We start from the raw sequence: 25,508 nt of genomic DNA on the forward strand, positions 1-25,508 counted from the left end.
TTTACAGATTCATTACATGGTGATCCAGCCGAATGCATTTGCCACGGAACTGAACAGAATGATCAGTGCAAACACCGGGCAGAGATACTGGATCATGACAAGAAAGATTTTCTTTCTGCGGAAGCGGCTCTCGCCATGGATGATTTCTTCCTCGATTTTCGCCACACCAATGACTCTCGAAACGAGAAGACAGATGGCAATGGCAGCAATTGGCATCATCACGGAGTTCGTCAGGAAGTCGAAGAAATCCAGGAACTGCATTCCAAGAATGGTGACAGAGGAAAGCGGTCCGTAGCCAAGGCAGGAGAGCGTTCCGAGCGCAATCATGATAACGCCGATCAGAACGGTCGATTTTTTACGACCCCAGCCGAGCTCATCCTCAAAGGTGGAAACGGCGCTTTCTGTCAGTGCGATGGAGCTGGTCAGTGCGGCAAACAGCACCAGAAGGAAAAACAGAATACCGATCACAGTGCCAAAGCCCATATTGGCGAATACCTTCGGGATGGTGATAAACATCAGGGAAGGTCCTGCCTGCAGGGTATCCGGATTTCCGCCGGAGAAGGCAAAGACGGCAGGAATGATCATCAGGCCTGCCATGATCGCAATGGCAGTGTCAAAGATTTCGACGTTGCGTGTGGAATCCTCAATCGAGGTGTCTTTTTTCATGTAGGAGCCAAAGGTGATCAGAATACCCATCGCAATCGAGAGGGAGTAGAACATCTGTCCCATGGCGGCAACAACGGACATCCATGAAAAGTTTTTGAGGTTCGGAACAAGGAAATACTTCACGCCTGCCAGTGCGCCCGGTCTTGTTACGGAATAAACGGCAATGATAACGGAAAGGACGATCAGAATCGGCATCATCACCTTGGAAACGCGTTCAATGCCGTTTCGCACACCGGCGTAGATGATGGCGACCGTAATAAGGCAGAAAACGGCAAAACAGAGCTCTGTGGAAACTCCGTTTGAGATGAAGCCGGAAAAATAGCCGTCCTCTGCGAGCAGGGTACTGTTGCCCTTCACGTATTCGATCAGATATTTGATGACCCATCCTCCGATGACAGAGTAGTATGGAACGATCAGAATCGGGATAATGGCGTTGATCCAGCCCCCGGCGGAAAGCCATTTCGATTTGCCGAACGACTGGAAAGCGCCGACCGGGCTTTTTCGTGTCATGCGTCCGATGGCGGACTCGGCAACGATCATGGAGTAGCCGAAGGTGAGCGCCAGCAGGATATAAATGAGGAGGAAAATTCCTCCGCCGTATTTTGCTGCGAGGTAGGGAAAACGCCAGATATTTCCAAGTCCGACGGAAGCGCCTGCTGCAGCCAGCACGTAACCGATTTTGCCGGAAAACGAGCTGCGGGATTTGTTGTGTTTGTTCATAGAGTTCCTTCCTTTTGTGTGTTACAAAAATTTTGGGTTTATGGTCAGTTCTTGAAGATTTTTTATGCTGACACCATAAAGAAGATTGTAACATTATTGGGAAGGAAAGTCACTACTAAATTTTTTATTTTTTGCTGTCCGGCAGGTATTCCCCGGCCAGTTCCGCCATCAGCTCCGGCACGGTGGTCATGTGATCGAGACGCCATGCATTTTCTCCGCAGAAAAGGAGAGCGTTGTCGGTATCGCCATCGGCAGCGCGGGTCAGGGCAGTGGTAATACAGTAGGGAATGGAGGCTTTGTCGCATTTTTTGAGGCACTGGTAGCAGTGTGAGATTTTTTCCCGTTCCTGTTCGCGTTCCGTCAGAAACGGATTGCGGATTGCGCGGCCCGGCATGCCGACCGGACTGTGCATGATCGTGATATCTTCTTTTTTTGCATTCAGGTATGCCTGTTTGTAGCGGGGATCGGCATCGCATTCTTCCGTGACAACGAAACGGGTAGCCATCTGGACGCCTGCGCAGCCAAGCGACAGATAGTGAAGGATATCCTCATGGGTGTAGACGCCTCCGGCAAAGACGACGGGGATGGTACAGGCATATTTTTCTTCGTAGCCATGTACAATCTGCAGAATTTCCCGGATTTCGTCATCGTAGCCGCGCCGTGCTGTTTCTTCCACGGTTTCGGCGGAGTAGCCGAGATGGCCTCCGGCTGCAGGACCTTCGATGACAACGAGATCAGGAACGCGGTGATAGTGATTGTCCCAAAGCTTCAGAAGAACCTTGGCAGTCCGGGGAGGGGAAACGATAGGGGCGAGCTTGATGGAGCTTCCCTTTATGTATTTTGGCAGATCGGTCGGGAGACCGGCCCCGGAGATGATGAGATCGGCTCCGTTTTCGATGCAGCAGCGGACGTATTCCTCGTAGTGGGTCAGGGCGCACATGATATTGACGCCGATGATGCCGCCGTTTGAAATTTCTTTGGCGCGGCGGATGTGGAAGGCGAGGGCGCGAAGATTGGCGCTTAAGGGATCACGCGCGAATTCCGGATCGCGCCAGCCGGGCTGGGCAGCGGAGATGACGCCGATTCCGCCGGCTTTGGCAACGGCACCGGCGAGGGATGAGAGGCTGATGCCGACGCCCATTCCGCCTTGGATGATGGGGTATTTGGCGGTGAGATTTCCTATTTTTAAATTTGGTAACATATGAATTCTCCTTTTTGATAAATGGACGATCCCGTGCCCGCCGCCGCGCCGGGGATGTTCCTCCAGGATGGCGCGGTTTCGGAGGCCAGGAAACTCTAAGGCTTTGGGATTTTGCTAAGGGCGCTTGAAAAAACGGCGAACTCGCTGCACTCAGACAGTGCCGTTTTTTCAAGCAACGCAAAATTCCATAGCCTAAGAGTTTGCAGGCCTCCTGCAAATGCGCCATCCTGGAGGAACATCCCCGACACGGCGGCGGGCACGGGATCTGGTATTGGTAAAAATGTAATGTAAAAAACCTTACTATGTGGTTTTGAAAACTAGATATATAATACTTTGAATATCAAAGTATGTCAAGAGGGAAAATGAGAAAAAGGTGATTGATAGGGGGTGGGGAGGTGTGGTAGAGTGGGTGGTAGAAAGTAAATTTGAGACAGGAGGATATGGGACATGTTAAGGGATCTGGTGTTGAAGAACAGGAGTTATCGTGGATTTGATGAGTCGGTGCGGATTTCGCGGGAGACGTTGGAAGTGTTTGTGGATTGCGCGCGGCTTTGTCCTTCGAGTGTGAATAAGCAGCCGTTGAAGTATTTTCTGGCGTGGGAGCCGGACGAAGTGGAGAAGGTGCAGGGTCTGACGAAGTGGGCGCGGGCGCTGCCGGATATGGTACTGCCGCATCCGGGAAAACGGCCGACGGGTTTTGTTGTGATCTGCCAGGATAAGAGGATTGATGAGAATCTGAACCGGTATCAGAAGGATGTCGGGATTGTGGCGCAGACGATGCTGCTTGCGGCTGTGGAGCAGGGTCTTGGCGGCTGCATGATCGGGAATTTTCAGGCGGGCGAGGTGATGGAAGTGCTTGGACTGCCAGAGGAGATCCGGCCGCTTTTGATTGTGGCGTTTGGAAAACCGGCGGAGGAGATTCATCTGGTAGATGTGCCGGAGGATGGGAATACGAATTATTACCGGGATGAGAACGATGTGCACTATGTGCCGAAGAGAACGCTGGCGGATGAATTGCTGAACTGAAGATAGAAACTGAAGATAGAGCCGGAAAATTCCGGAAAAATGTCGGATGAACCGTCCTAAAAAGTTAGATCTAAAAAATCTGATTTCTTGGGGCGGTTCAAAGAATCCGGCATTTTTTTACTTTACAGGAAACTTCGTTGAATTTTCCTGTAAAGTAAAAAGCCCTCCGGGCAGGATCGCACTGCGGCGGAGGGGAAAGGAAAGCACAGGCTCTTATTAGTTTCGGTGTAGCCCGAAAAAGGGAAAATGTCCCATACTTTCTGGCAATCCGGGAGATGTCTGGTGGGCAGGAAATGGTGCAAATAAAGATGTTTTTTCCTGCAAAACAGAACCTTTTTTCTCGAAAGGGATCATGATAAAATGAGAAAAAATGGGGGAATTTTCAAAAATAAGGTGGAGGAGGATATTGAAATGAAAATTTATCACGCACAGGTGAATCATCTGGAAAATCCAATGGGGTTCCGAATGGAGAGAACGGTCTTTTCCTGGAAAGTGAAAGACGCGGAAGGAAAAAAACAGAGCTATGCGAGAATCCGTGTAGCATCGGATGCAGCGATGGAGCATCTGCTGTTTGATTCCGGAGAGGATGATAAGGCGAGCAGTCTTTTCTATCCGGTGAAGCTGGATCTGGAGCCGAGAACGCGGTATTACTGGAACGTGGAAGCGGGCAGTGATGCCGGGGAGACGGCGGTGAGTGAAGTACAGTTTTTTGAGACCGGAAAACGGAATGAAGCATGGACAGGAAAATGGATTTCCTGTGACAGTAAGGAGAACCGTCATCCATATTTTGAAAAAGAAATTGTTCCGGCAAAAGAGGTAGCGAAGGCCAGGCTGTATGTCTGCGGACTTGGACTGTATGAGGTGTATGTGGATGAGAAGCGTGTCGGGGATGAGTACCTGACGCCGTACAGCAATGATTACAATGAATGGGTACAGTATCAGACGTATGATGTGACAGAGGAGGTTTCAAAACAGGGAATGCTCCGTGTGCTGCTTGGAAACGGCTGGTACAAGGCGCGGTTTGGATTCAGTGCGTTTGAGGACAAGGGATTTTACGGCAATGAGTGGAAGCTGATTGCGGAGCTGCATCTGACGTATGCGGACGGTTCGGAAGAGGTGATTGGCACGGATGAATCGTGGCAGGTGCGGCGCAGTAAAATTGCATTCTCGAATCTTTACGACGGTGAGCACCGGGACGACACGCTGTCGGAACTGCCATTGGAGAAGGCGGTTTTTTGTGAGGCACCAAAAGGAGAACTGACGGAACGCATGAGCCTTCCGGTGACGATTCATGAGACGTTTGAACCTAAAGAACTGCTTCATACTCCGGCCGGCGAGCTGGTCTTCGATATGGGGCAGGAGTTTACGGGAATTTTCAAGCTGCATGTCAACGTGCCGGCAGGAACCAAAATTCATGTTCAGACAGGTGAGATTTTGCAGCGCGGCAATTTCTACAATGACAATCTGCGGAGTGCAAAATCCGAATACATCTATATTTCCGATGGAACCGAAATGGATCTTGTGCCGCATTTTACGTTCTACGGCTACCGTTACGTGAAGATCGAAGGCATTCCGGATCTGAAAAAAGAGGATTTCACGGGTCTTTCTTATTACAGCAACATCACAGCGACAGGCTGGATGAAAACAGGAAGTGATTTGGTCAATCAGCTCATCAGCAATGTGCGCTGGGGCTTAAAGTGCAATTTTGTAGATGTTCCAACCGACTGCCCGCAGCGTGACGAGCGTATGGGATGGACGGGAGATGCGCAGGTATTCTCGCCGACGGCGATGTATCTCGAAGATACGTATGCATTCTATGCAAAATACCTGTACGACATGGCAAAAGAGCAGAGCGTGCTCGGTGGAAAGGTGCCGCACGTGGTGCCGTCGTGCGGCGTCGAGGATGCAGCGTGTGTCTGGGGCGATGCGGCGTGCATCATTCCGTGGAATCTGTATCTGTTTTACGGGGACAAGAGCATTCTGGAAGATCAGTTTGTGAGCATGAAATCGTGGGTGGACTACATCACGAAAGTGGATGGGGACAACCATGGCTGGAGATATGTATTCCACTTTGGCGACTGGCTGGCACTGGACAATCCGGTACAGGGCGCGGAGCAGGTCATGGGTGCAACGGACGAGGAGTTTATTGCAAACCTGTATTATGCGATCAGCGCAGGAATCGTGGGAAAAGCGGCCGGTGTGCTGGGATACCGCGAGGAGCAGGAGAAGTATCAGAAGCTGTCCGAGGAGCAGTTTGCTGTGGTACAGGAAGAATATTACAGCGCAACAGGCCGCTGCTGCATCAAAACACAGACGGCGCTGCTGCTGACGCTGAAATACCATCTGTCAAAGAACGAAGAGCTGACAAAACGGCAGCTTCTGAAGCTGTTTGAGCAGAGTAACCACAAACTGAAGACGGGATTTGTCGGAACACCATTGCTGAACAATGTGCTCACCGACAACGGCATGAATGATCTTGCCTACGAACTGCTGCTGAACGAGGAATTTCCGGGTTGGCTTTATGAGGTTAAGCTTGGTGCAACTACCGTCTGGGAACGCTGGAATTCCCTTCTTGCGGACGGTACGATTTCCGGCATCAGTATGAACAGTATGAACCATTATGCTTACGGCTCCATCCAGGAATGGATGTTCCGTCACGTTGCCGGCATCAACACGATGGAATCCCATCCGGGTGTCAGGACCGTACAGTTTGCACCGACGCTGAACTGGGATTTGAGGTATGCAGAGGCAAAATATGATTCTGCATCGGGAATGTACAGCATTCGCTGGGAGCTTTCCGACAAAGAGCACGTGACCATCACCATGGATGTTCCGTTCGACTGTACCGCAGAGGCCGTACTTCCAATGGTTGCCAAAAGTGAAAAAGAAGCGGTTGCAGAAGTGCTCGGATCAGAAGAAAACGGTAGATACCTGCTGGAGCCGGGACACTATGAGGTAAGCTATCAGCTTTCCGGTTGGAAAGAAAAAACGGCAGTATGTGTGGAATAAAACCGCAGTTTTTTTCAAAAAATAAGAAGCGAGGTGAACGCTGCGATTCTGCAATGGGACAAAATGAGAAAACTGTTCCGATTGTTATGAAAAGAATGTAAATAAAAACAAATAATTAGAAAGAGGCACAAAATCGTTTGTTTTATAAAGGAAGTTATGGTACAATCTGACTAAGCGGTTACAAAAATGGAAGTGTGTTTTGAAAAAAATGAAACAAGACACAGATCCGAGGGTCTGACAAAAAGAGACGGCAGAAAGGGACAGGATATGAAGAAGTGGACGGGGATGATTACCAATCTCACAATGTTGACACAATTCGGACTGTCCCTTGTGACGCCTCTTTTTCTTTGTCTGGCACTCTGCTGGTGGCTTTGCGACCGCTTTTCGGTTGGAACATGGATTTATCTTCTCGGCTTTTTCTTTGGGATCGGAGGCGGTGCCGTGACAGCCTGGAAATTCGGGCAGAGCGTTCTGCGGCATCAGAAACGCATCGAGACGGAGCCGGACGGAAAAAAGAAGAAAAAGCGGGTGTCTTTCAACCGACATATTTAGAACGTGTCTGAAAAAGTTTTCACAGTTGACGAAGATCAAGTGGCAGAGAAAAGATTTCAGACTGATTTTAAGGGGAAAATCCCTTAGAAAGGAAACAAGGCGATATGAGCAATTTCGGAGACAAGGTCCAGCCGGCCGTAAAAAAGGAGACGAAAAATGTTGCCATCTATACTGTTGTCGGCGTGGTTGTGATGTGGGTCGGGTTTCTGATCCTGCACCTGATCTGGCCGGAAAAAATCCCATTTGACTATCGGGTGATCCTCGGGGGAATCGGAGGCGGTGCCGTTGCGGTGCTGAACTTTTTCCTGATGGGCATGGCAGTACAAAAAGCAGTGTCCGAGACAGACGAGGCGGGAGCAAAACGGCGGATGCAGGCAAGCTATTCGCAGAGAAACCTGATGCAGATGCTCTGGGCAGTTCTGGCGATTGTGCTTCCATGCTTCCAGTTTGCTGCAGGAATCCTGCCGCTTTTAATTCCGGGAACGGCCATCAAGCTGAAGGGCATAAAAAACAGCATAAAGCGCTGAACCTGATCTTTGGCGAAAGCCGCAAAGACGGGACGGCGTTTTGAAACCGAAACAGCGAAGCAGCGATTCGGTTATGAGCAAGCAGCGAAGCGGATTGTGAAGATCCGCTTTGACAAAAGGTTCAAATTTTTTATTTTATCTCATACAGAGGAGGTGAGAAAAGAGAATGGAGGTTGATATCTCCGGTGCAAAAGTCTTTTTTACGATCCCGATCGATTTTCCGCTGTTCGGGAAAATTCAGATCAGCGAAACGCTGGTGGTAAGCTGGATTGTAATGGCACTCATTACCGGACTTTGCATCTGGCTCACAAGAGATTTGAAGATACGGAACATCTCCAAACGCCAGGCGGTGGCAGAAATGATTGTGGAGACCGCAAATAAATTCGTCATCGGCAACATGGGAGAAAAATTCCGGTATCTGATTCCTTTTGTGTCGGCGCTTTTCGCGACCAGCGTTGTCTCGAACCTGATCAGCCTGATCGGACTTCGAAGTCCGACAGCAGATCTTTCCACCGAGGCGGCCTGGGCTGTTGTGGTTTTCATCATGATCACCACACAGAAGATCAAAACCAACGGTTTTGGCGGATATCTGAAGGGCTTCACGACTCCGATTGCGGTTATGACACCGTTTAACGTTTTGTCGGAGCTCGCAACGCCGATCAGTATGGCGTGCCGTCACTTTGGAAACATTCTTTCCGGCGTTGTCATCAATGCCCTGATCTACGGATCGCTGGCACTGGCAAGCGGAAAGCTGCTGGGACTGCTTCCCGGCGTGCTCGGAAGAACCCTTTCACAGATCCCGATTCTGGACGTCGGTGTCCCGGCTGTTCTGTCGGTCTATTTTGACTGGTTCTCCGGCGTGATGCAGGCCTTTATTTTCTGTATGCTGACTGTCATGTACATTGCGAATGCAGCAGAAGAAGGCTAAAGAGATTAAAAAATGAGGTTTACAAAAAGAAAATACAGGAGGAAAACAAGATGGATTTTCAGATTTTAGCAAAAGGTATCGCTCTCGCAGGATGCGCAATCGGCGCAGGATGCTCCCTGATCGCAGGTATCGGACCTGGTATCGGTGAAGGTAACGCCGTAGCAAAGGCACTTGAGGCAATCGGACGTCAGCCGGAATGCAAAGGTGATGTAACAAGTACGATGCTTCTTGGCTGTGCGATCGCAGAGACCACAGGTATTTACGGTTTCGTAACCGGCCTGCTTCTGATCTTCGTAGCACCGGGAATGTTCATGAACTTCCTGAAATAGTTGCAAGGAGTAAATGATTGCTAGGAGGAAAGAAACTATGCAGGTTCAGGAACTGGTAGGAATTGTCCCCTGGACTTTTATCGCACAGATCTGCAACCTCTTCATCCAGATGTATCTGATCAAACGGTTCCTTTTCAAACCGATCAATGAGATGCTGGAAAAACGGCGTGCGGCAGCCGATGCGGAGATCACAGACGCAGAGGCGGCAAAAAAAGAAGCCAACGCCATCAAAGAGGAATATGAGCAGAATATGCAGGAGGCCAAGGCAAAGGCCAACGAGATTCTCGAAAGCGCCAGAAAGACAGCGACGCTGCAGAGCGAGAAAATCGTAAAAGAGGCTTCCGAACAGGCAGCTGCCCTGAAAAACAAGGCAGAAAAAGAGATTGCCCAGGAGAAAAAGAAAGCGGTCAATGAAGTCAAAGGCGAGATCGGCGGCATTGCCATGGATATTGCCGGAAAGGTCATTGAACGTGAGATTAATGAAAAAGACCATGAGAAGCTGATAGATGAATTTATATCGAATGTAGGTGAAGCATCATGACAGAAACTGCCAGAGTATACGGTGGAAGCCTGTATGAGCTGGCCGCAGAGGAGCATCTCGAGGAGGAAATCCTTTCCGAGATGAAGGAGATCCGAGCTCTGTTCCGGGAAAATCCGGAGTATCCGCGCCTTTTATCGGAGCCTTCGATTCCGCGAAAAGAGCGGATCGGGCTGATCGACGCGGCATTTGGCAGCCAGGCGGAACCGTATTTGGTCAATTTTATCAAACTGCTGTGTGAAAAAAATCTTCTCCGGGAATTCGGCGGATGCCAGGAAGCGTTTCAGCGCAGATACTTTGCGGCGCACAACATTGCCGAGGCAGTTGTGACGAGCGCAGCATCCCTGTCGAAGGAACAGGAAGAGCTTCTGAAGAAAAAACTGGAAACAATGAGTGGAAAAACGGTCGTGATGGAACTGAAAACCGATCCGTCCGTTCTGGCGGGTGTCCGCGTAGAACTCGACGGAAAGCTGTTTGACGGAACCGTAAAGGGACGTTTGTCCGAGCTTTCCAGAAGAATCAGCGATACAGTGGTGTAGGAGGAAAACATGCAACTGAAACCAGAAGAAATATCCAAGGTCATCCGCAGCCAGATCAAATATTATGAAAATGCGATCCGGCAGGATGAGACAGGCACCGTTCTGATGGTCGGAGACGGAATCGCGAGAGCCAGCGGTCTTTCGAACTGCATGGCGGGCGAGCTGCTGGAGTTCGAGGATGGAAGCTATGGAATGGCACAGAACCTCGAGGAAAACAGCGTATCTGTCGTTTTATTCGGTTCCGGCGAGAACATCAGCGAGGGACAGCTTGTAAAAAGAACGGGAAAAGTTGTTTCGGTTCCGGTCGGAGAAGGCATGATCGGACGCGTTGTCAACGCGCTCGGCCAGCCAATCGACGGCGCAGGCCCGATTACGGCAGCAGAGTACCGTCCGATTGAAAGCCCGGCACCGGGCATCTGTGAGAGAAAAGGTGTTAATCAGCCGCTGCAGACCGGTATTAAAGCGATCGATTCCATGGTTCCGATCGGAAGAGGTCAGCGAGAGCTGATCATCGGAGACCGTCAGACCGGAAAGACAACGATTGCAACCGATACCATTCTGAACCAGAAAGGCAAGGATGTGATCTGTATTTACGTTGCCATCGGACAGAAACGTTCGACAGTAGCGTCCTTAGTAGAAAATCTTGAGAAGAACGGCGCAATGGCGTACACCATCGTCGTGGCAGCGACGGCATCCGAAGCGAGCCCGCTGCAGTATATCGTACCGTATTCCGGCTGTGCCATGGGCGAGTACTTTATGTATCAGGGAAAAGATGTGCTGATCATTTATGATGACTTAAGTAAGCACGCGGTTGCATACCGTGCACTTTCCCTGCTGATCCGCCGTCCGCCGGGACGTGAGGCTTATCCGGGAGATGTTTTCTATCTCCATTCCAGACTTCTGGAGCGTGCCGCAAAGCTGGACGATGAACACGGCGGCGGATCCATGACGGCCCTGCCGATCATTGAGACCCAGGCAGGCGATATTTCCGCCTATATTCCGACGAACGTCATCTCCATCACAGACGGACAGATTTTCCTTGAGACAGAGCTGTTCCACTCGGGCGTTATGCCGGCGGTAAACCCTGGCGTATCCGTATCCCGTGTCGGTGGAAATGCGCAGATTAAGGCGATGAAGAAGGTAGCCGGAACTCTGAAACTGATCTATTCCCAGTACCGCGAGCTGGCAAGTTTTGCACAGTTCGGATCCGATCTGGATGCCGATACAAAGGCGCGTCTGGAGCAGGGTGTGCGTATCGTGGAAGTATTAAAACAGAACCAGAATGCACCGGTTCCGGTAGAAAAACAGGTGGCCATTCTTTATGCGGTAACGAAAGGAATTCTGTCAAAGGTTGCAGCTGAGGATGTCCGCGCCTATGAGGACGGACTGTATACCTGGCTTGATACCGATGCCGAGGGTGCTGCCGTGATGCAGGAGATTTCCGCAACCGGAAAACTCGAGGCAGATACCGAAGAGAAGCTGAAAAGTGCGCTCGAATCGTACACCGAAAACTTTATCAATACAAGACCTGCAAAATAAGGAAAGAAGGAGGAGCCTATGGCTGCAAACATGAAAGCCGTAAAGCTGCGGATCAAAAGTGTCGAAAGCACGATGCAGATTACCAAGGCGATGGAACTTGTAGCGTCCTCCAAGCTGCGAAAAGCGAAGGAGCGGGCTGATACCTGCCGTCCGTATTTTCAGGAGCTGTACCGCACTTTGCAGGATATTGCAAAAGGAAACACGGAATTTTATTCCATTTATGCAAAAGAGGCAAAAAACGAGAAATGCTGCTACGTGCTGGTTGCCGGAGACCGCGGCCTTGCGGGCGGATACAACGCGAATCTGTTCCGATGCTTTGAGGCAGATGCCAAAGGAAAAGAGATCTGTGTGGTTCCGGTCGGCAAAAAGGCAGTGGAGTATGCGAAATCCCGGAAGCTGGACATTCTGACGGACAGCTTTGCCGAGATCGCAAATCTTTCCGTGGCAGACAGCTTTGAGATCGCGCGCGCACTGTGCCGTGAGTTCCGGAAAGGGACCTTCGGACATGTGGAGCTTTGCTATACGAAATTCGTGTCGATGCTGTCGCAGATGCCGGTTTCCGTGCCGATCCTGCCTCTGATTGACATTGCAAAAGAGGACGGAGAGGATCCGGAAGCGAAAAAAATCCGGAATCTGATCCTGTATGAGCCAAACGGTGTCGAGGTATTCGAAGCGATTGTGCCGGAATACTTAGGCGGCCTGATCTACGGCGGTATCTGTGAGAGTGTGGCAAGTGAGCTTGCGGCACGCCGTACCGCAATGGAGGCGGCAACGGGAAATGCAGAGGAGATGATTGAACAGCTCAATCTGTATTACAACCGTGCCCGTCAGGCAAGCATTACGCAGGAGATCACGGAGATCGTCGGCGGTGCGGAAGGCGTGTAAGAGTGGAAACAAGAAAAGTGAGGAGAAGTCGTTAAATGAGTGAAAAACACATTGGCGAGGTTGTGCAGGTAACGGGTCCTGTTCTGGACATCCGTTTTCCGGAAGGAGAGCTGCCGGCACTTCTGAATGCCATCGAGATAGACAACCACGGCGAGAAGCTGGTTGTGGAAGTGGCGCAGCAGACAGGCGACAACATGGTTCGCTGCATTGCCATGAAGTCCACAGATGGACTTGTCCGCGGAACGAAAGCAGTCGACACGGGCGGCCCGATCGCCGTTCCGGTCGGAGAGGAGTGCTTAGGCCGCGTGTTCAACCTGCTCGGTGAGACCGTAGACAATAAGCCGGCACCGGAAACAGTAGAAAAATGGCCGATCCACCGCGATCCGCCGTCCTATGAGGAACAGGTTCCGGCAACGGAAATCCTCGAAACCGGAATCAAGGTCGTTGACCTGATCTGCCCGTATGCCAAGGGCGGAAAAATCGGTCTGTTCGGCGGTGCCGGCGTTGGAAAAACAGTCCTTATCATGGAGCTGATCCACAACGTGGCAACGGCGCACGGCGGACTTTCCGTTTTCACCGGTGTCGGAGAGCGTACCCGTGAAGGAAATGACCTTTACAACGAGATGAAAGAGAGCGGTGTTATCGATAAAACAGCACTGGTCTATGGACAGATGAACGAGCCGCCGGGAGCGCGTATGCGTGTCGGACTTTCCGGCCTTACCATGGCAGAATACTTCCGTGATGTGAAAAATCAGGATGTGCTGCTGTTCATTGATAATATTTTCCGATTTACGCAGGCAGGTTCCGAGGTTTCGGCTCTGCTTGGCCGTATGCCGTCCGCAGTAGGATACCAGCCGACGCTGGCAACCGAGATGGGCGCACTGCAGGAGCGTATTACGTCCACGAGAAAGGGTTCCATCACATCGGTACAGGCTGTTTATGTGCCGGCCGATGACCTGACCGACCCGGCTCCGGCAACGACATTTACCCATCTGGATGCCACGACGGTACTTTCCCGTGAAATTTCCAGCCAGGGTATTTATCCGGCCGTTGATCCGCTTGATTCTACCAGTCGTATTCTGACACCGGAAATCGTAGGTCATGAGCATTATGAGGTAGCGCGTGCCGTACAGCAGGTGCTGCAGAGATACAAAGAGCTGCAGGATATCATCGCCATCATGGGTATGGACGAGCTGTCCGAGGAGGATAAGCTGACGGTCAGCCGTGCCCGTAAGGTACAGCGTTTCCTGTCCCAGAGCTTCTCGGTAGCGGAGCAGTTTACCGGTATGGAAGGAAAATACGTGCCGTTAAAAGAAACCCTGCGCGGATTCCGCATGATCCTCGATGGCGAGTGCGACGATCTTCCGGAGAGCTGCTTCCTGTTTGCAGGTACCATCGACGAGGTATTTGAAAAAGCAAAAGCACTGAATCAGTAAAGGAGGAATGACGTATGAGTACATTTCCTTTACGTGTCGGCACGCCGGACGGACTTCTCTATGAGGGTGACGTAGCGCGCGTTGTCTGCAGAACCATCAGCGGCGACCTGGCAATTCTGCCTGGGCACTGCAATTACTGCACTGCACTCGGTATGGGCGAGGCGCATATTGTGCTGGAGGACGGAACGAGAAGAAATGCCGCCTGCATCGGCGGAATGCTTTCCATGATGAACGGGGTCTGCCGTGTCCTGGCAACGACCTGGGAGTGGGAAGAGGATATTGATGCAGAGCGCGCCGAGGCTGCCAAACACAGGGCCGAGCAGGCGCTGGCAAACGGCGGTCTGACGGACAAAGAATACCGTATTGCCGAAGCCAAGCTGCAGCGTGCGCTGGTGCGGTTGAGTGTAAAAGAATAAAAAAACAAAAAAAGCCTTCGACGAATCTGGGAAAATCCGATCGTCGAAGACTTTTTTTATTTTAAGGGTGCTTTTTAAAGAGCAAAAATTCCGCAGATTAAGAATCCTGCTACGGCGAGAGCAGCACTGATCAGGACGTAAGGAAACTGCGACACGGCATGTGACATATTGTCAATCTCGCAGGTCGCGGAGGAAAGAACCGTTGCGTCGGAATAGAAGCATGCATGGCTTCCGAAAACACCGCCGGATACGACAGCGCCAAGCGCCAGAAGTACATTAGCATCAAGGGCGATGGCAAGCGGAACAACGATGGAAACGGCTACGGCCTCAATTCCCCAGAAAGAGCTGGTGACAAAGGTCAGAACTGCAATGACAACAAAAATAATAGCTGCCAGTGTTTTGGCATTCATATACGGAACACACAGGTTGATGACGTATTCCGAGAGTCCCATTTCGCCGCAGGCAGTCTTGATCATAAAGGATGCAAGAAGAATGGCGAGAACCGGAAGAATATCTGCAAAGCCGGCAAAAAACAGTTCCACGTACCGCGTAAAGGTCATTTTCTTCCGCGGAAGATAAAGAATCATACAGGAAGCAAGAGCAAGAATAATCGCCTGCATCATATCCTGTGTGGCTACTGTCACACCGATCAGAATGCCAATAGGGATCAGAAAATCCAGTATATTTCCGGTATTGGTATTTTCGGGCGGGTAATCAACGCTCATTCCGGCCATGGCAAGGTCGACGGAAGGGGCATTGTGCATTTTGGGATGCTCCGGTGTCTGCTCTTTCTTTTCCAGATCGGTATAGGCATCTTTCATTTTTCCGAGCTTTGGCATCAGTTTGCAGGCAAACAGAATGACAACCAGAAGTGCAGCCATGGGATAAAACATATAAGGAAGCACTTTTAAGTAAACACTCATACCGGTGGAAAAGCCCATATTGAGAATGCCCGGTTCCTGAATAAAAACACCGGAATAAAAAACTACCCAGGTGGAAAAGGGAATCAGTGCACAGACAGGTGCACCGGTTGAGTCAATGATATAGGCAAGGGCCTGGCGTGGGACTTTTCGTTTATCACAGACATCCTTCATACAGGTTCCAACGGTCATGATGTTGAGATAATCATCGACAAAAATAATGATTCCGAGAAATACCGACATCATCATGGTGATCCGTTCATTTTTACAGAAACGGCTTAACAGGTTGGAAAAACCAAGTGTTCCTTTTGCCTCGCGGAGCAGGAAAATGAAGCCTCCGAACAGTCCGCAGAGAAGAAGAATATACTGGTTATCTGCGTTGCTGATTTCTGAAAGCAGCAGATCACACCAGGGTTCGATAAAAGCCGCTTTATACATGATGAGATAGGCAACCAGGGTTCCAAAAATCAGAGCTTCGAAGGATTTTTTTGTTTTTAATGCAAAAATCAGCATCGCTGCAGGCGGCAGCAGACATAAAACTCCATATTGCATAGCGGTTCTCCTTTGTAGTTAGAATATGTGATGCAGCGTACCGCTGTAGGAAGCGACGGGGCTTTACTGTTTCGTCATGATACGGTAGGTTTCCGGCCGCCGGTCACGGAAAAGGCCCCAGGAAAAACGTTCTTCACGCAGGCCATCCAGATCGAAGGAAGCATACAGGATTTCCTCGGTATCTCTTCCGGCAGATGCCACGAGTTCACCGGTTGCATCGGCAATAAAGGAAGAACCGTAGAAAGTAAGAGAAGAGGACTGGCCGCCATTTTCTTCACAGGGCATTACGGTTTCAGTACCAATCCGGTTTGCAGCAGCAACCGGAACAAGATTTGCGGCCGCATGTCCCTGCATGACGCGTCGCCAGTGCCCGCTGCTGTCTACATTCAGGATCGGCTCACTTCCGATAGCGGTAGGATAGAGCAGGATTTCAGCACCCTGAACGGCCATGCATCGTGCTGTTTCCGGAAACCACTGATCCCAGCAGATGCCGACGCCGACGGTTCCAAAACGTGTTTCAAAGACTTTGAATCCCGTATCTCCCGGAGTGAAATAGAATTTTTCCTGATAAAAATGATCGTCCGGGATATGGGTCTTGCGGTAAACGCCAAGAATGGATCCGTCTGCATCAATCATGGCAATGGAATTAAACAGGCGCTGAACATCCCTTTCATAAAAGCTGACCGGAATCACGACCCCAAGTTCTCCGGCAACGGCCTGAAAACGCCGGACAGCGGGATTTTCTGTCAAAGGCAGGGCATAATCATAATAATCGTATCGCTTTTCCTGACAAAAATACGGTCTTTCAAATAATTCAGGAAGAAGGATGAGATTGGCGCCGTTGGAAGCGGCTTCACGGACCATGGTCTCTGCTTTGTCTATATTTTCCTGTACCTGGCTGCAGCATGAAAACTGCAGTGCGGCAATTTTTATATTTCTCATAATCTGTTTCCTCTTTTCTTTGCCGGAATCTGCTGGGTAATACAGTGAATATTGCCTCCGCCGGTCAGAATGACGCGTGCATCGATCGGAAAGATTCGTCGATCGGGGAAGCATTCTCCGAGAATTTCTGCAGCCACGGTATCGTTTTCATCGCCGAACCGGGGAAGAAGGACACAGTGATTGGCAAGGTAAAAATTGATATAACTGGCGGCAAGACGTTTGCCGGCTTCCCGCTGGTCTTCGCCAGCTTCAAAATCATAGCCGAGAAGATCTTCTTCTGTAATACAGATGGGATGCTTTGGAATGGGCAGCTTGTGAATCACAAAGCTTCGGCCCTTCGCGTCAACGGTATGGGAGAGAAGATCAAAAGCGGCCCTGCTTCTGGCATACTGAGGATCGTTTTCGTCATCTGTCCAGGCAAGAAGAACTTCTCCGGGCTTTACAAAGCAGCACATATTATCAATATGGCCGTTGGTTTCATCGTTGTAAATACCAAAAGGCAGCCAGATGATTTTTTCAACCGAAAGATACTGACGCAGCTTTTCTTCAATTTCCGCTCTTGTAAGAGAAGGATTGCGTCCCGGACTCAGCAGACATTCTTCGGTAGTAAGCAGGGTTCCTTCCCCGTCAACATGGATGGAACCGCCTTCCAGAACAAAGGGGCGGGCATTATAGAAGGAATCTCCGAGAAAATTGCAGATTCGTTCCGGAACCTCACGGTCATGTTCAAAGTGGGAGTACAGACCGTCATACTGACCACCCCAGGCGTTGAATTCCCATTGAATGCCTCTTCGCCCGCCCTGATTGTTGACCACAAACGTAGCGCCGGTATCCCTCGCCCAGGCATCCTCTGTCGGGGCTTCGATCAGATGGATCCGCTCGGAGGAAAGCAGTTCCTGTGCCGATGCTTTATCCTGTGGCCGGACGAAGAGATAGACCTGCTCATAAGCGGCAATTGTTTCTGCAATTTCTGCAAATGCCGTTCTGGCCGCTTTTGCCCCGTAATTCCAGGAACCGGGGCGCCACGGCCAGATCATCAGCGTGCCTTCATGGGGCTCAAATTCGCCCGGCATGTAAAAGCCATCGGCTTTTGGGGTTCTAAGACAATCGGTTTTTGAAATCTTCATATCCAAACTCCTTTATCATTCGGCAGTTTCCAGCTTTGTCCATCACCGCGATGGAAGGGAGTGGGATTCCGTTAAAGGTATTGGTTTTTACCATCGAATAAATCGCCATATCTTCAAAATACAGTCTGTCACCGATCCGGATTTGGGAATCGAAGGAATATTCGCCGATTACGTCGCCCGCCAGGCAGGTATTGCAGGAAAGGCGGTAGGTATAAGGCTTTTCTCCGGGCAGTCCGCTGCCTTTGAGCGGAGGGCGGTACGGCATCTCAAGCACATCCGGCATATGGCAGGCGGCGGAAGTGTCAAGAATTAAAATTTTTCCGTTATTTTCGACAATATCGAGAACTTCTGTGACATTGTAGCCTGCGTTTAAGGCAAATGCTTCCCCGGGCTCCAGGTAAATCTGAAGACCATACGTTTCTTTCATATGGTTGATACAGGAAATCAGGCGTTCGATATCGTAATCCTCACGGGTGATATGATGTCCGCCTCCCATGTTAAGCCAGTTCATTTTAAAAAGCCACTTGCCGAATTTTTCTTCCACGGCGCGCAGCGTGGTTTCCAGATCATCCGAATTCTGTTCACAGAGGGTATGAAAATGAAGACCGTCCACAAGATCAGCCAGTTCGTCTGTAAAATCGCAGGCGCGGATGCCCATGCGGGAGCCGGGCGCACAGGGATCATAAATCGCATGGCCTTCCTGCGTGGAGCATTCCGGGTTGATGCGAAGTCCGGCTTTTGCGGTTCCGGAAGCCTTAAGTACAGGGAGGTACGTTCGGAGCTGCTTTTCTGAATTGAAAATAATGTGATCGCAGATCTGTGCGAGCTCTTCCATATCCTGCGGGCGGTAGGCCGGAGAATACACATGATTCTCCAGCCCCATTTCTTCCTTTCCAAGCCGCGCCTCATAGAGTCCGCTGGCAGTTGTTCCGCTGATATATTTTCCAATCAGCGGATATTCCGAAAAGCAGGAAAAGCATTTCTGAGCCAGCAGAATTTTTGCACCGGTGCGTTCTTCTACCTGGTGCAGGATCTTTAAGTTTTCTTCCAGTTTGCCTTCATCAATGACAAAACAGGGAGTTGGCAGTTCGTTTATCTTATACATAGGCTTAATCTACTAAAACAGGATTTTCTACGACCTTCCACGGAAGACCCCACTTGTTGAGTGCTTCCATGTACGGATCCGGATCGAATTCATCTGTGGTGTAGACACCCGGCTTGTTCCAGAGGCCGTTCACGACCATCATGGTTCCGATCATAGCCGGAACGCCGGTGGTGTAGGAGATTGCCTGAGACTCTACTTCCCGGTAGCATTCCTGGTGGTCACAGACGTTGTAAATGTAAATGCTTCTTTCTTTTCCATCCTTGATACCGGTAAAAATACAGCCGATATTGGTTTTACCCACGGTGCGCGGGCCAAGAGTGGAAGGATCCGGGAGAAGCTCTTTTAAAAACTGGATCGGTACAATCTGCTGCCCGTTGAAGGTAATCGGAGTGGTAGAGAGAAGTCCTACATTCTCCAGACATTTCATATGAGTCAGATAGCTCTGGCCGAAGGTCATGAAAAAGCGGATTCTTTTTACGCCCGGGATGTTTTTGGCAAGAGCCTCAATTTCTTCATGATGAAGAAGATACATATCCTTCTCGCCTACCTCATCGAAGTTATATTCCCGTTTGATCGACATTGGCGGAATTTCCACCCAGTGGCCGTTTTCCCAGTAAGAACCGGGAGCGGATACCTCGCGGAGGTTGATTTCCGGATTGAAGTTGGTTGCAAACGGATATCCATGATCGCCGCCGTTGCAGTCCAGAATATCAATCGTGTGAATTTCATCGAAATAGTGTTTCTGTGCATAGGCTGCAAAAACGCTGGTGACACCAGGGTCAAAGCCGGTTCCGAGAAGACCGGTGATGCCGGCTTCCTTGAAACGGTCCATATAAGCCCACTGCCAGGAGTAATCAAAGTAAGCAGAAAAGCCAAGCTCTTCGCATCTCTTTTCGTAGATCGCACGCCATGCCGGATCATCCGTGTTTTCTGCTTCGTAGTTTGCAGTATCAATGTAAGGAACCTTACATGCAAGGCAGGCATCCATAATGGTAAGATCCTGATAAGGAAGAGCCAGATTTAATACGGCATCCGGCTGATACTGTTTGATTAAGGCGATTAATTCTTCTGTGCAGTCGGCATCCACCTTTGCTGTTGTGATAATGGTTTTTGTGGTCGGAGCCAGCTTTTCTTTTAAAGCATCGCACTTGGAAAGGGTGCGGCTTGCAATCATAATTTCAGAAAATACTTCACTGTTCTGGCAGCATTTGTGAATGGCTACGGATGCAACACCGCCGCATCCGATGATCATAACTTTTGACATTGTTTGGTTCTCCTTTTTCAGAAAATGGTGTTGGGTTCATCTTTGGCTATAAGCACGAAAAAAAGACAGATGACGTGCATCATCTGTCTAAAAATCGAAATTTATACATGATCGTATTGTGCAAACTTCAGGGGATGGACAAAAATCCAAGCTTCTCCCTGTTTTCCTATGCAGAAATATATAGTCACGTACTCTTATTGACCGTTTCATAAGATGATGTGCTCGTCGTAGAGCATCGATTATAAAGTAATCAACTCATAAAATTTGCGCTTTTAACGCAATCAATAATGTGGCTCTTAACCACGCTCGGCAACTACCCCTGCCTGTCCGTCGGTTTTTTACCAGGGGCATATATTTTGCATAAGAACAGAATTGTTCGCTTGCAGTTCCAAATTATAAAGTGAAATGACATGGATGTCAAGAAAAATTTGTGAAACTATTCAGAGCTATGCGAAATGGAAGATTAAAAATCACAGGGTGATCCAGTAACGCTCCAGTGTTTTGTTTTCATCGGCACGATAAGCGGTGCCGTCGAACCGGCCGCCATTTTTCAGGATCGTTCTGCGGCTTCCCTCGTTGGTATCTAGGCAGCAGACCAGAATTTCGGAAAGGCCGAGGCTTTTGCAGTACGGCTGCACATTTTTCAGCATCCAGGAGGCATAGCCTTTTCTGCGTTCCGACGGGCGGACGGAGTAGCCGATATGGCCGCCAAAGGTGCGCAGAAAATCGTTCAGGTAGTGGCGCACCTGAATCATGCCGACAAGGCGGTTGTCTGATTTGCGGATGCACAGAAACTGTGTTGCGAGAACCATGCCCTCCGGCAGAGTCTCCTCTCTGGTATACCGCATGGTATCTTCAAGATACGCCTTCATATCATCAAACCGGCGAAGCGGTCCGCAGCCGTCCATGGAATCGCTGTTTTCCAGAAAATCGTTCCGGTAGGCGGCGAGCTCGGCGAAGTATTCCTCCGACGGTTCAACTAACATCAGTTCATCGTTCATCCTTAGCATTTCTCCGGTTCCGGATACTCGACGCCGAAGGTCTCAACGGTAACGGTAGCCATTCTCTGCGGCTGCAGCGGTTTGTCGCTGTAGTCGGTGTTGACAGATGCGATTTTATCTACGACTTCCAGGCCTTCTGTTACTTTTCCGAAAGCAGCGTATGCGCCGTCCAGATGCGGAGCAGCTTTGTGCATGATGAAGAACTGGCTTCCTGCGCTGTCCGGGAACATGGTACGTGCCATGGAGAGAACGCCTGGGGTGTGTGCGAGGTTGTTCTCAAATCCGTTCTGGGAGAACTCACCCTTGATGCAGTAATCCGGGCCGCCGGCGCCTGTGCCTGCAGGATCTCCGCCCTGGATCATGAATCCCGGGATGACGCGGTGGAAGATCAGGCCGTCATAGAAGCCTTTTTTTACCAGACTGATGAAGTTGTTTACGGTGTTCGGGGCGATTTCCGGGTAAAGCTCTGCTTTCATCACATCGCCGTTTTCCATAGTAATTGTAACGATTGGGTTAGACATCATTGTTTTCCTCCTGATTTTTAAACGATTTCTTGATAAGACGTAAGCAGCCATTTTTCGAAGAAAAATGGGCGGATTACGAATGTTTTTGATGATTGCCGGAGTGCAAAGCACGTAGCAATCTGGTATCAAAGGGGTTCCCCCTTTTTTTCAGACACGCTCCAGGAATGTCTCATGGATCGCACGCATTGCCTGATCTGCGTATGCTTCGTCGATCAGGGCAGTGATGCGGATTTCTGAGGTGGTAATCATCTCGGTATTGATTCCTGCATTGGCGAGCGCGCCGAACATTTTGGCAGCCACGCCCGAATGGGAGCGGACACCGGCTCCGATGACGGAAATCTTTGCCACGTTCTCATCATAATCCAGCTTTTTGATGCCGAGCGAATCCTTATTGTCGTTCAGCACATCGATCGTGCGCAGCATATCCGGCTTTGCAACGGTAAAGGAAACGGACTTTGTGCCGTCCTTTCCGAGTGACTGGATCATGACATCGATGTTCAGATTGTTCCGATCCAGTAAATTTAAGAGGCGGAACGTGCTCTCCGGATCGTTGCCAAGGCCTGCAACACGGATTTTTGCCACATTTTTGTCGGCAGCCACGCCGCTGATTAACATTTTTTCCATTTTGGTTTTCTCCCTTACCATCGTTCCGGAATTCCGGTTCAGACTGGAGCAGACCAGAAGTTCCACGCCGTATTTTTTTGCGATTTCCACGCATCTGCTGTGAAGGACTTTTGCGCCGAGCGAAGCCATCTCCAGCATTTCATCGTAAGTTACCTCTTCCATTTTGCGCGCATTCGGTACAATCCGCGGATCTGCGGTGTAGACGCCGTCTACATCCGTGTAGATTTCACAGACATCCGCGTGCAGCTCTGCAGCGAGGGCAACCGCAGTCGTATCGGAGCCGCCGCGTCCGAGCGTTGTGATATCATCGTATTTGTTGATCCCCTGGAAGCCGGTGACAATGACAATTTTGTTGTCATCCAGCTCTTTACGGATGCGCTCGGTGTCGATCCGTTTGAAGCGCGCGTTCTGATAATCGGAGGTCGTGTGCATCGGTACCTGCCAGGCATTTAAAGAAACAGCACTGACGCCCATCTGAATCATGGTTATGGCCATCAGGGAAACGGAAACCTGTTCACCGGTGGCAAGAAGCATATCCATCTCGCGGCGGGACGGTTTTTCCGTAATCTGTTTTGCGGTTGCAATCAGTCCGTCCGTCGTTTTTCCCATCGCGGAGAGAACGACAACGACCTGGCTTCCGGCCTGCTGTTTTTCGATGCAGCGCTGTGCTACATTGCGGATGTGCGCAAGATCTGCGACGGAGCTTCCGCCAAATTTCATTACAGTCAGCATAACAGTTTTGATCTCTTTCCTTTTTGATTTACGCGGACAAAAGCGCAGAGCGTGTTTTACCGCGTTTTCCGGGCCGAAAAAACAGGAGTGGGACGTTTTTGGGCCGCGAAACTCTGATACATAGTATAGCGAAAACAGATAGAAAAAGCAAGGAAAAGCACAAGGAAAAGCGGTTTCGTTCTGCGGTTGTATTACCTTTTTGTTTGTGTTAAAATGATAGGCAGAAAAAGAGGAGAAGAAAGCATATGATCATAGAAACAAATTCTGCGTCGGAGACGCTTGCCCTTGGCGAAAAGCTGGGAAAAGCGGCGAAGCCGGGCCAGATTTATACATTAAACGGAGACCTTGGTGTTGGAAAAACCGTTCTGACGCAGGGCTTTGCAAAAGGACTTGGCATCACAGAGGCAGTCAACAGTCCTACATTTACCATTATTCAGGAATATACCGAAGGGCGCCTGCCATTTTATCATTTCGATGTTTACCGGATCGGTGATATAGAAGAAATGGAAGAAATCGGATACGATGATTACTTTTTCGGTGAGGGTGTCTGCCTGATCGAATGGGCAGAACTGATTGAAGAGCTGATCCCGGAGGGTGCGATTTCGATTACGATAGAAAAAGACCTCGAAAAAGGGTTTGATTACCGGAAAATTACGGTGGAATAAAAGAAAAAATCCTGAATGTGGTGGAAAAACAAAAGGAAATCGTAAAGATTCCTGTTTCCGGCAGACTGCCAAAATGAGTTGCACAGGAAGGAAATATCGGAAAGGAAACAAAAAATTATGAAAATACTTGCACTGGACAGCTCCGGCCTGGTGGCTTCGGTGGCTGTTGTTGAAAATGACACACTGCTTGCGGAATACACCGTAAATTATAAAAAAACACATTCCCAGACTCTGCTTCCGATGCTGGATGAAATCTCGAACATGACAGAGCTGGATCTTTCGACGATCGATGCGATTGCAGTTGCCGGAGGTCCGGGCTCGTTTACCGGTCTTCGCATCGGTTCTGCAACAGCCAAGGGACTTGGTCTGGCACTTGAAAAACCACTGATTTCCATTCCAACGACGGCGGCAATCGCGTACAATATCTGGGATACTAACAAATTTGTCTGCCCGATCATGGATGCGAGAAGAAACCAGGTCTATACCGGAGTTTACTGCTACACGGATCATCGTCTCGATACGGTCTGGGAACAGGATACGATGAGCATTGAGGCACTGGCGGAGGGCCTGAACTGCCTCGACCACGAAGTGATTTTCCTCGGGGACGGCGTTGCGGTTTACCGGGAAAAATTAGAGGCACTGCTGACGATTCCGTTTTCCTTTGCACCGGCACACGTCAACCGCCAGAGAGCGGCAGCCGTCGGAGCACTGGCTGAGGTTTATTACAAAGAAGGTAAGATTCAGACGGCAGAAGAGCACGAGCCGGAATACCTGAGAAAATCGCAGGCGGAGCGTGAAAGAGCGGAGCGGGAATCTGTGAAGCATGCCGATGTGGTGAAAAAACAGGAGAACGGAGAAAAAAGCGAATGATCACAATCCGTGAAATGCAGATCGATGATCTGGAGCAGGTGATGCCGATTGAGGAGGCCAACTTTTCGATTCCGTGGACAGAAACCGGATTTTTTACATTTCTGATCCGTGACGACGCACTGTTTCTTGTAGCAGAGGAGGACGGTGAAATTTTAGGATATCTCGGAATCCTGATTTCCTTTGATGAGAGTGAGATCACAAATGTCTGCGTGGCAGAAAAAGCGAGAAGACGCGGCATCGGCCGTGCACTGATGGAAGAGCTGTTCCGTCGGATGCAGGAGAGAAAGGTGCGCGTGATTCATCTGGATGTGCGCATCGGCAATACGCCGGCGCGGAATCTGTATGAGAGTCTTGGCTTTGTGCAGGACGGCCTCAGGAAGGGGTACTACGATCTCCCGAAGGAGGACGCAGTACTGATGAGCCGGACGGATGAATCGGTTCCGAAGAGGTAGAGAGAAATTGTTATTGTATACGCATTTAACGCACAGGACTTTCCTTTCATTCCCAGTAGGAATGGCGGGAAAGATGTGTTACAATCGACAGGACACAGGAGAATCTGATTTCTGTTTTGTGTCAGGAACGAAGAAAGAAACGTTTTTTGATACACGGGAGGAAGAAAAATGCGGAAATACAACAAAAACACAAATGAGCTGGAAGCGGCGGTGTGTAACTGCTGCGGAAAAAGCATGAAAATACAGAATGGAATGCTGCTGGAGGGGATCTGCTCGGTCGACACGACGTGGGGGTACTTTTCCGGGAAGGACCTGGAAAAGCATGAGTTTGATCTGTGCGAGGAGTGCTACGATCGGATTACATTGTCGTTTGCGGTTCCGCCGGAAATTTCGGAGGACACGGAGGTTTAGAATTTCGG

Annotated in this window: 26 protein-coding genes; 16 read left to right on the plus strand and 10 right to left on the minus strand. The window is 49.9% G+C overall.

What is annotated here, in order from left to right; all coding sequences use genetic code 11:
• Positions 1–12: 12 nt before the first annotated feature.
• Together DXB83_RS11245 and DXB83_RS11250 are read right to left on the minus strand one after the other, a co-directional pair.
• Positions 13–1,386: a sodium-dependent transporter gene (locus tag DXB83_RS11245; protein ID WP_118697643.1), complete on the minus strand. Its 1,374-nt coding sequence runs from the start codon at positions 1,384–1,386 to the stop codon at positions 13–15.
• A gap of 124 nt (positions 1,387–1,510) precedes the next feature.
• Positions 1,511–2,587, minus strand: coding sequence for an NAD(P)H-dependent flavin oxidoreductase (locus DXB83_RS11250; RefSeq protein ID WP_118697644.1), 1,077 nt, complete (start codon positions 2,585–2,587; stop codon positions 1,511–1,513).
• 447 nt (positions 2,588–3,034) lie between these two features.
• Between DXB83_RS11250 and DXB83_RS11255 the strand changes: the two genes are divergently transcribed.
• From DXB83_RS11255 to atpC, 12 genes are all read left to right on the plus strand, one after another.
• Entirely contained in the window at positions 3,035–3,613 is a 579-nt protein-coding gene (locus tag DXB83_RS11255; protein ID WP_118697645.1) for a nitroreductase family protein, read from the plus strand.
• Between the two features lie 411 nt (positions 3,614–4,024).
• Positions 4,025–6,622, plus strand: a complete 2,598-nt coding sequence (locus DXB83_RS11260) for an alpha-L-rhamnosidase (protein WP_118697666.1) — start codon at positions 4,025–4,027, stop codon at positions 6,620–6,622.
• Between the two features lie 267 nt (positions 6,623–6,889).
• Positions 6,890–7,174, plus strand: a complete 285-nt coding sequence (locus tag DXB83_RS11265; RefSeq protein ID WP_055227958.1) for an AtpZ/AtpI family protein — start codon at positions 6,890–6,892, stop codon at positions 7,172–7,174.
• A 104-nt stretch (positions 7,175–7,278) separates the two neighbouring features.
• A complete protein-coding gene (locus tag DXB83_RS11270) occupies positions 7,279–7,701 on the plus strand; it encodes a hypothetical protein (RefSeq protein ID WP_117509356.1) in 423 nt (140 codons plus the stop codon).
• Between the two features lie 166 nt (positions 7,702–7,867).
• On the plus strand, positions 7,868–8,629 hold the full coding sequence (locus DXB83_RS11275) for a F0F1 ATP synthase subunit A (protein ID WP_022462450.1): 762 nt from the start codon (positions 7,868–7,870) through the stop codon (positions 8,627–8,629).
• Between the two features lie 50 nt (positions 8,630–8,679).
• Complete coding sequence (gene atpE / locus DXB83_RS11280) at positions 8,680–8,958, plus strand: ATP synthase F0 subunit C (RefSeq protein WP_022462449.1); 279 nt, start codon at positions 8,680–8,682, stop codon at positions 8,956–8,958.
• A 37-nt stretch (positions 8,959–8,995) separates the two neighbouring features.
• Entirely contained in the window at positions 8,996–9,499 is a 504-nt protein-coding gene (gene atpF, locus DXB83_RS11285) for a F0F1 ATP synthase subunit B (RefSeq protein ID WP_022462448.1), read from the plus strand.
• Entirely contained in the window at positions 9,496–10,035 is a 540-nt protein-coding gene (gene atpH / locus DXB83_RS11290) for an ATP synthase F1 subunit delta (RefSeq protein WP_118697646.1), read from the plus strand. Before atpF ends, atpH begins: the two co-directional genes overlap by 4 nt.
• 9 nt (positions 10,036–10,044) lie before the next feature.
• On the plus strand, positions 10,045–11,574 hold the full coding sequence (gene atpA, locus DXB83_RS11295) for a F0F1 ATP synthase subunit alpha (RefSeq protein ID WP_055220549.1): 1,530 nt from the start codon (positions 10,045–10,047) through the stop codon (positions 11,572–11,574).
• An 18-nt stretch (positions 11,575–11,592) separates the two neighbouring features.
• Entirely contained in the window at positions 11,593–12,459 is an 867-nt protein-coding gene (gene atpG, locus DXB83_RS11300; protein ID WP_055220552.1) for an ATP synthase F1 subunit gamma, read from the plus strand.
• Positions 12,460–12,494: 35 nt separating this feature from the next.
• The gene (gene atpD / locus DXB83_RS11305; protein WP_117802068.1) at positions 12,495–13,895 is read left to right on the plus strand and encodes a F0F1 ATP synthase subunit beta; all 1,401 of its coding nucleotides are present in this window, start codon (positions 12,495–12,497) and stop codon (positions 13,893–13,895) included.
• 14 nt (positions 13,896–13,909) lie between these two features.
• The gene (gene atpC / locus DXB83_RS11310; RefSeq protein ID WP_022462237.1) at positions 13,910–14,311 is read left to right on the plus strand and encodes an ATP synthase F1 subunit epsilon; all 402 of its coding nucleotides are present in this window, start codon (positions 13,910–13,912) and stop codon (positions 14,309–14,311) included.
• Between the two features lie 74 nt (positions 14,312–14,385).
• On the opposite strand, the gene DXB83_RS11315 is transcribed toward atpC, so the two are convergent.
• The 8 genes from DXB83_RS11315 to DXB83_RS11350 all read right to left on the minus strand — a co-directional run bounded on the left by DXB83_RS11315 (position 14,386) and on the right by DXB83_RS11350 (position 23,102).
• Positions 14,386–15,783 (minus strand): Na+/H+ antiporter NhaC family protein, encoded by a 1,398-nt coding sequence (locus tag DXB83_RS11315; RefSeq protein WP_118697647.1) that lies wholly within the window; start codon positions 15,781–15,783, stop codon positions 14,386–14,388.
• Between the two features lie 63 nt (positions 15,784–15,846).
• The gene (gene aguB, locus DXB83_RS11320) at positions 15,847–16,725 is read right to left on the minus strand and encodes an N-carbamoylputrescine amidase (RefSeq protein WP_117760667.1); all 879 of its coding nucleotides are present in this window, start codon (positions 16,723–16,725) and stop codon (positions 15,847–15,849) included.
• The gene (aguA, locus tag DXB83_RS11325; RefSeq protein WP_118697648.1) at positions 16,722–17,852 is read right to left on the minus strand and encodes an agmatine deiminase; all 1,131 of its coding nucleotides are present in this window, start codon (positions 17,850–17,852) and stop codon (positions 16,722–16,724) included. Before aguA ends, aguB begins: the two co-directional genes overlap by 4 nt.
• The gene (gene nspC / locus DXB83_RS11330) at positions 17,824–18,957 is read right to left on the minus strand and encodes a carboxynorspermidine decarboxylase (RefSeq protein WP_118697649.1); all 1,134 of its coding nucleotides are present in this window, start codon (positions 18,955–18,957) and stop codon (positions 17,824–17,826) included. Before nspC ends, aguA begins: the two co-directional genes overlap by 29 nt.
• 4 nt (positions 18,958–18,961) lie before the next feature.
• A complete protein-coding gene (locus DXB83_RS11335) occupies positions 18,962–20,221 on the minus strand; it encodes a saccharopine dehydrogenase family protein (protein ID WP_022462242.1) in 1,260 nt (419 codons plus the stop codon).
• A 470-nt stretch (positions 20,222–20,691) separates the two neighbouring features.
• Positions 20,692–21,222: a GNAT family N-acetyltransferase gene (locus DXB83_RS11340; protein ID WP_022462243.1), complete on the minus strand. Its 531-nt coding sequence runs from the start codon at positions 21,220–21,222 to the stop codon at positions 20,692–20,694.
• A gap of 2 nt (positions 21,223–21,224) precedes the next feature.
• Complete coding sequence (locus tag DXB83_RS11345) at positions 21,225–21,743, minus strand: peptidylprolyl isomerase (protein WP_055227969.1); 519 nt, start codon at positions 21,741–21,743, stop codon at positions 21,225–21,227.
• Positions 21,744–21,893: 150 nt separating this feature from the next.
• Positions 21,894–23,102 (minus strand): aspartate kinase, encoded by a 1,209-nt coding sequence (locus DXB83_RS11350; RefSeq protein ID WP_022462245.1) that lies wholly within the window; start codon positions 23,100–23,102, stop codon positions 21,894–21,896.
• Positions 23,103–23,347: 245 nt separating this feature from the next.
• On the opposite strand from DXB83_RS11350, the gene tsaE reads away from it, so the two are divergent.
• The 4 genes from tsaE (at position 23,348) to DXB83_RS11370 (ending at position 25,500) form a co-directional block, all read left to right on the plus strand.
• Positions 23,348–23,767 carry a tRNA (adenosine(37)-N6)-threonylcarbamoyltransferase complex ATPase subunit type 1 TsaE gene (gene tsaE / locus DXB83_RS11355; RefSeq protein ID WP_022462246.1) on the plus strand — a complete coding sequence of 140 codons (420 nt, stop codon included), beginning with the start codon at positions 23,348–23,350 and terminating at the stop codon, positions 23,765–23,767.
• A gap of 117 nt (positions 23,768–23,884) precedes the next feature.
• Positions 23,885–24,637 (plus strand): tRNA (adenosine(37)-N6)-threonylcarbamoyltransferase complex dimerization subunit type 1 TsaB, encoded by a 753-nt coding sequence (tsaB, locus tag DXB83_RS11360; protein ID WP_117804712.1) that lies wholly within the window; start codon positions 23,885–23,887, stop codon positions 24,635–24,637.
• Positions 24,634–25,089, plus strand: coding sequence for a ribosomal protein S18-alanine N-acetyltransferase (rimI, locus tag DXB83_RS11365; protein WP_179965869.1), 456 nt, complete (start codon positions 24,634–24,636; stop codon positions 25,087–25,089). The genes tsaB and rimI overlap by 4 nt, the downstream gene beginning before the upstream one ends.
• Positions 25,090–25,257: 168 nt before the next feature.
• Positions 25,258–25,500: a hypothetical protein gene (locus DXB83_RS11370; protein WP_022462249.1), complete on the plus strand. Its 243-nt coding sequence runs from the start codon at positions 25,258–25,260 to the stop codon at positions 25,498–25,500.
• The last annotated feature ends 8 nt before the right edge of the window (positions 25,501–25,508 follow it).

Source organism: Blautia sp. OM06-15AC, assembly GCF_003481425.1.
GTDB lineage: Bacteria > Bacillota > Clostridia > Lachnospirales > Lachnospiraceae > Fusicatenibacter > Fusicatenibacter saccharivorans.

What these genes read in the sequence shown, in the direction of transcription:
- DXB83_RS11350 (WP_022462245.1), bottom strand. Translation starts at nt 23,102, where the DNA reads ATGCTGACTGTAATGAAATTTGGCGGAAGCTCCGTCGCAGATCTTGCG.
- nspC (WP_118697649.1), bottom strand. Translation starts at nt 18,957, where the DNA reads ATGTATAAGATAAACGAACTGCCAACTCCCTGTTTTGTCATTGATGAA.
- aguB (WP_117760667.1), bottom strand. Translation starts at nt 16,725, where the DNA reads ATGAGAAATATAAAAATTGCCGCACTGCAGTTTTCATGCTGCAGCCAG.
- atpF (WP_022462448.1), top strand. Translation starts at nt 8,996, where the DNA reads ATGCAGGTTCAGGAACTGGTAGGAATTGTCCCCTGGACTTTTATCGCA.
- tsaB (WP_117804712.1), top strand. Translation starts at nt 23,885, where the DNA reads ATGAAAATACTTGCACTGGACAGCTCCGGCCTGGTGGCTTCGGTGGCT.
- DXB83_RS11260 (WP_118697666.1), top strand. Translation starts at nt 4,025, where the DNA reads ATGAAAATTTATCACGCACAGGTGAATCATCTGGAAAATCCAATGGGG.
- rimI (WP_179965869.1), top strand. Translation starts at nt 24,634, where the DNA reads ATGATCACAATCCGTGAAATGCAGATCGATGATCTGGAGCAGGTGATG.
- DXB83_RS11370 (WP_022462249.1), top strand. Translation starts at nt 25,258, where the DNA reads ATGCGGAAATACAACAAAAACACAAATGAGCTGGAAGCGGCGGTGTGT.
- atpA (WP_055220549.1), top strand. Translation starts at nt 10,045, where the DNA reads ATGCAACTGAAACCAGAAGAAATATCCAAGGTCATCCGCAGCCAGATC.
- DXB83_RS11345 (WP_055227969.1), bottom strand. Translation starts at nt 21,743, where the DNA reads ATGTCTAACCCAATCGTTACAATTACTATGGAAAACGGCGATGTGATG.
- DXB83_RS11245 (WP_118697643.1), bottom strand. Translation starts at nt 1,386, where the DNA reads ATGAACAAACACAACAAATCCCGCAGCTCGTTTTCCGGCAAAATCGGT.
- DXB83_RS11265 (WP_055227958.1), top strand. Translation starts at nt 6,890, where the DNA reads ATGAAGAAGTGGACGGGGATGATTACCAATCTCACAATGTTGACACAA.
- DXB83_RS11335 (WP_022462242.1), bottom strand. Translation starts at nt 20,221, where the DNA reads ATGTCAAAAGTTATGATCATCGGATGCGGCGGTGTTGCATCCGTAGCC.
- aguA (WP_118697648.1), bottom strand. Translation starts at nt 17,852, where the DNA reads ATGAAGATTTCAAAAACCGATTGTCTTAGAACCCCAAAAGCCGATGGC.
- atpG (WP_055220552.1), top strand. Translation starts at nt 11,593, where the DNA reads ATGGCTGCAAACATGAAAGCCGTAAAGCTGCGGATCAAAAGTGTCGAA.
- DXB83_RS11315 (WP_118697647.1), bottom strand. Translation starts at nt 15,783, where the DNA reads ATGCAATATGGAGTTTTATGTCTGCTGCCGCCTGCAGCGATGCTGATT.
- atpC (WP_022462237.1), top strand. Translation starts at nt 13,910, where the DNA reads ATGAGTACATTTCCTTTACGTGTCGGCACGCCGGACGGACTTCTCTAT.
- DXB83_RS11270 (WP_117509356.1), top strand. Translation starts at nt 7,279, where the DNA reads ATGAGCAATTTCGGAGACAAGGTCCAGCCGGCCGTAAAAAAGGAGACG.
- atpH (WP_118697646.1), top strand. Translation starts at nt 9,496, where the DNA reads ATGACAGAAACTGCCAGAGTATACGGTGGAAGCCTGTATGAGCTGGCC.
- DXB83_RS11250 (WP_118697644.1), bottom strand. Translation starts at nt 2,587, where the DNA reads ATGTTACCAAATTTAAAAATAGGAAATCTCACCGCCAAATACCCCATC.
- DXB83_RS11340 (WP_022462243.1), bottom strand. Translation starts at nt 21,222, where the DNA reads ATGAACGATGAACTGATGTTAGTTGAACCGTCGGAGGAATACTTCGCC.
- atpD (WP_117802068.1), top strand. Translation starts at nt 12,495, where the DNA reads ATGAGTGAAAAACACATTGGCGAGGTTGTGCAGGTAACGGGTCCTGTT.
- atpE (WP_022462449.1), top strand. Translation starts at nt 8,680, where the DNA reads ATGGATTTTCAGATTTTAGCAAAAGGTATCGCTCTCGCAGGATGCGCA.
- tsaE (WP_022462246.1), top strand. Translation starts at nt 23,348, where the DNA reads ATGATCATAGAAACAAATTCTGCGTCGGAGACGCTTGCCCTTGGCGAA.
- DXB83_RS11255 (WP_118697645.1), top strand. Translation starts at nt 3,035, where the DNA reads ATGTTAAGGGATCTGGTGTTGAAGAACAGGAGTTATCGTGGATTTGAT.
- DXB83_RS11275 (WP_022462450.1), top strand. Translation starts at nt 7,868, where the DNA reads ATGGAGGTTGATATCTCCGGTGCAAAAGTCTTTTTTACGATCCCGATC.